This is a genomic window from Sulfurimonas sp., assembly GCF_028694895.1.
GTDB lineage: Bacteria > Campylobacterota > Campylobacteria > Campylobacterales > Sulfurimonadaceae > Sulfurimonas.
The window spans coordinates 1-4,481 of the sequence record NZ_JAQVKA010000110.1 but is presented as its reverse complement, the minus strand read 5'-3'; the positions used below and the strand labels follow the sequence as shown (position 1 = coordinate 4,481).

Genomic DNA, 4,481 nt, shown 5'->3' with positions numbered 1-4,481 from the left:
AGAGCTTCAGTTAGAGATTTATAAGCCTCTTTTAGTTCAAGATATTTTCCTACAAAACCAAGAACAATACGGTTTTTAGGTTGAACAATCTTTTTCACCAAAGAGTCCCATTTTTCCATGTTTGGATTTAGTTCGCCAAGTCCTAGCTCTTTTGAGATAGGTTTTAAGATATTTTGTCTTAAAAATGAGATAGGCACGTCATATATACTTGCAGCATCAAGTGCTTCTATTACGCTATCAGCAGAAACATCACAACTCATCGCTAGTTTTTTCTTAAATGTTTTAGGAAGAGCATTTTCACTTCTAGCAATTATCATCTGAGGAGTTATACCAATGCGGCGAAGCTCTTGAACAGAGTGCTGTGTTGGCTTACTCTTTAACTCCCCAGCTGCTTTTATATAAGGGATAAGTGTAACGTGAACAAAGAAAGTTCCCTCAACTTCATCATCATGTTTCATCTGGCGAATTGCTTCCATAAATGGAAGTCCTTCGATATCTCCAACAGTTCCGCCAAGCTCCACTATAAGGATATCATGACCAACTCCAGCCTCTTTTATACGCTTGACAATCTCACCAACGATATGAGGAATAACTTGAATAGTCTGCCCCAAATATCCGCCAGCGCGCTCTCTCTCTATTACTGATGAGTAAACTTGACCTGTAGTAAAGTTACTTGATTTTAAGTATGAAGTATCTAAAAATCTCTCATAATTTCCAATGTCAAGGTCGGTCTCTGCACCATCTTTTGTGACAAAAACTTCGCCGTGTTCTAGTGGACTCATAGTTCCTGGATCGACATTTATATATGGATCTATTTTTAACATACCTACTTGTATGCCTGAGTGCTTAAGCAAAGTGCCAATACTAGCTGCTGTAATCCCTTTTCCAAGAGAGCTTAAAACACCACCTGTTACAAAAATAAATTTAGTCATAAAATAGCTCCAAAATATTAATTAAAGTGGCAATTATATTATAGTATCTCTTAAAATTAAGTATTTATATACCCAAGCTAGAAGGTTATTTTGATATAATTTTATCCTCAATATGGTGCAAATAAAAACCATAAAAAATATCTGAAAGATTTTAATGGACTCAACACTTTTATATATAGTTATGGCACTTGGTATTTCAACTATACTAAACCTTTTTTTAAAACGTATAGGTATTTCACAGATAATTGGATATATCTTTACTGGTACAATTATTGTATATTTATTTGATTTACGACAGATGAATGACTCGTCTATCTTAGAGCATATCGGTGAGTTTGGTATAGTTTTTTTGATGTTTACTATAGGGCTTGAGATATCTCTTGCAAAAATGAACAACATGAAAAAAGAGATATTTTTAAACGGTTTTATGCAGGTCTCTCTTACGGCAGCTATAGTTTATACAATCAGCCACTATATTTTTTCACTAGATCCAATTTCTGCACTTATAGTGTCTCTATCTTTTGCTCTTTCTTCTACCGCAGTTGTGCTTAGTTATCTAAAGAGTTCAAAAGAGATAAATAACCCTTATGGGCAACAAGCAACAGGAATTCTGATTTTTCAAGATATTGCCGTTATTCCTATCCTAATTCTTTTGGGATTTTTAACAAGCAATGCAGAGCAAGATGTGCTTCTAATTTTAAGAGATACTTTTATAAGTGCAGTGCTTATTATTGGGCTTATGTTTATAGTTGGTAAAAGAGTTATGACATGGCTTCTGCACTTCTCGGCTTCAAGTGAAGTGGATGAACTTTTTATGGGCTCAGTTTTATTTATAGTTATAAGTGCGGCCCTTTTAGCTTCATATATGGGCTTTACCTACTCTCTTGGAGCTTTTATCGCAGGTATGATTATAGCTGGGACAAAGTACCATCACAAAGTAGAATCAGATATAGCGCCTTTTAAAGATATTTTACTTGGTACTTTTTTTATTGTTGTGGGTATGAAGATTGATGTGCTCTTTTTCCTCAATAACTTTTTCATGATTGTTGGTATATTTGTACTTGTTATGATTTTAAAAACGGCTGTTACCTATTTTATCCTTCGTCTTACATCATCAACTGCACGTTCACTAAAGACTGCACTTGCTATCTCTCAAGTGGGAGAGTTCTCTTTTGTAATCTTTGCAGTTGCAAGTATGGGAGGGCTTTTAAATAAGGAGCTAGAATCGCTTTTCGTTCTTATAGTCATCTTTTCAATGGTAATTACTCCATTTTTTATCTCTAAAATAAATAGATTTGTAAGCTATGTAACAAGCTATGAGTATCTAGGACTTAAAACATCTGCATTTGCGTCAAGGCAAAACCATGTTATAGTTTGCGGATACAGTATTACAGGAAAGTTTGTAGCACAGTACCTTGATAAACTAGATGCTCGTTATGTCATAATTGATAATAATCCAAAGCATGTTCAAGAAGCTCTATCAGATAAAAAAGAGGCTTATCTTGGAGATATGTCAAAACACTCTCTTCTTGAAGCGCTCCAAGCAGGAAGTTCCGCTGCTGTAATAGTTACACTTGATAATATGGAGAAAAAAAGAGCAATCTGTGAGGCAGTACTAAAGCATACAAATAATGTAAATTTAATAGTAAAAGTCTCCACTCTAGAGGATAAAAAAAATCTAGAAGATTTAGAGATAACATCTATGGTTGATGATAAAGTTGAGGTGGCAAGATTGCTTGTTGAGAAGATGACTAGCTGTAATTTAAAATTTTAAAATATGAAAAATATATATATCACTGACTTAGATCACACTTTCTTAAGAACTGATTTATCAATCAGCGATTTTTCAAAAGCTGCGTGGAACGCTATGGCGCTTGACTCTATTGCAACAATAGCAACGGCTAGAACATATAAAAAAACAGTAGAATTTTTAAAAAATGTAGATATAAATGCTCCAATGATACTTCTTGATGGTGCGCTAATTGCAACTGTAGATAAAAAAATAATTGGTACAAAACTCATAGCTAAAGATGCGGCGGATGCTATCATAGATGAGGGTGCAAAGTTTGGGATATACCCTTTTGTACTCTCTCTTAGAGATAAAAATCTCAATGAAGCATTTTTATACTCAAGCACTCTAAATGAGCATCAAAAAAGCGTACTTTTTAGATACAAAGGTGATGATAACTTGAGTGAATGCAAAGATATCAGAGCTATGCAAGAGAACTTTAAAATCGTCTATTTTGGCGATGAGATACTTCTTAGAGAGTTGGCAAAACATTTAGAATCAATCTTTGGCGATATGTTTAAGTATATACTCGCTCCAGAAGCTTATGTTGGTTGCTACTTTTTAACTCTTATACATAAAGATGCTGATAAATCTCATGGGATAAAAAGCGTGAGCGAACATATGGGTTTTGACTTGAGTAAGTTGACAGTTTTTGGAGATAACTACAATGATGTTGGTATGTTTGAGATAGCTGGAACTTCTGTAGCAGTTGCAAACGCTCAAGAGGGCGTAAAAAAACTAGCAAAGATTGTACTAGAGCATACAAACGATCAAGACGCAGTTGCACACTATCTTGAGCGCTTAAAAAATGTCCGCTAAAAGCTCATTTATGCCTATGGTTATCATGGGTACTCTCTTCTTTATCTTTGGATTTGTAACATGGCTAAATGGCTCTTTAATCCCTTTTTTAAAAATAGTCTGTGAGCTTAATGAGTTTGAAGCGCTATTTGTAACATTTGCTTTTTATATCTCATATACTGTTATGGCTCTTCCGATGGCGTATGTGTTGGAGAAAACAGGCTATAAAGATGGAATGTCTGTAGGTCTTGGTGTAATGGCGATAGGAGCACTTCTTTTTATACCAGCAGCACAGAGCGGAGAGTTCATCATCTTTTTAATAGCACTCTTTACCCTTGGTACAGGCCTTACAATCCTTCAAAGTGCTTCAAATCCATACATAGTTCACTTAGGACCGATTGAGAGTGCGGCAACTCGCATAAGCATAATGGGGGTCATAAACAAGGGTGCTGGAGTTTTAGCACCTTTAGTATTTAGCGCTTTAGTCTTTTTAGATATAGGCGCATTTGATGAGGTAACAGCTGCCTCAAGAGAAGTGCTTGCTCAAAAACTTATAGTGCCTTATATTGTTATGGCACTTATTTTGATATCTTTGATTGCTCTTATAAAATTCTCATCTTTAGAAAACCTTGTTATCAAAGATGAGAGTAAGGAGAGTGAAAAAAGCTCTATATTTGAATTTCCGCGCCTTATTTTAGGCTCTGTTGCTCTGTTTTTTTATGTCGGTATAGAGGTTATTGCAGGGGATACGATAGCTCTTTATGCGCAAAGCATTGGAGTTGAGAATTACAGCTCTTTAACATCTTTTACGATGTCCTTTATGGTGCTTGGATATATCGTGGGAATTGTTTTTATACCTAAATATATCTCACAAAAGGCGGCACTTGTAGGCTCTGCTATTTTTGGAATTCTATTTTTACTCGGTGTTGTGTTTTCATCGCCTAGTTCTACAGCTATATCTG

4 protein-coding genes are annotated in these 4,481 nt (G+C 35.2%); 3 read left to right on the top strand and 1 reads right to left on the bottom strand.

Features of this window, described 5'->3' with window-relative positions; translation table 11 throughout:
- The coding region (locus PHI38_RS09235) for a CTP synthase (protein ID WP_299855428.1) at positions 1 to 932 on the bottom strand (932 nt) is incomplete at its 3' end.
- Between the two features lie 154 nt (positions 933 to 1,086).
- Here PHI38_RS09235 and PHI38_RS09230 point away from each other — a divergent pair.
- From PHI38_RS09230 to PHI38_RS09220, 3 genes are all read left to right on the top strand, one after another.
- Positions 1,087 to 2,706, top strand: a complete 1,620-nt coding sequence (locus PHI38_RS09230; protein WP_299855425.1) for a cation:proton antiporter — start codon at positions 1,087 to 1,089, stop codon at positions 2,704 to 2,706.
- Between the two features lie 3 nt (positions 2,707 to 2,709).
- Positions 2,710 to 3,540 carry an HAD-IIB family hydrolase gene (locus tag PHI38_RS09225; protein WP_299855422.1) on the top strand — a complete coding sequence of 277 codons (831 nt, stop codon included), beginning with the start codon at positions 2,710 to 2,712 and terminating at the stop codon, positions 3,538 to 3,540.
- On the top strand, positions 3,530 to 4,481 hold a 952-nt coding region (locus PHI38_RS09220; RefSeq protein WP_299855419.1), incomplete at its 3' end, for an MFS transporter. The genes PHI38_RS09225 and PHI38_RS09220, both read left to right, overlap by 11 nt.

Coding starts and splice junctions, on each gene's coding strand:
- PHI38_RS09230 (WP_299855425.1), top strand. CDS start 1,087: ATGGACTCAACACTTTTATATATAGTTATGGCACTTGGTATTTCAACT.
- PHI38_RS09225 (WP_299855422.1), top strand. CDS start 2,710: ATGAAAAATATATATATCACTGACTTAGATCACACTTTCTTAAGAACT.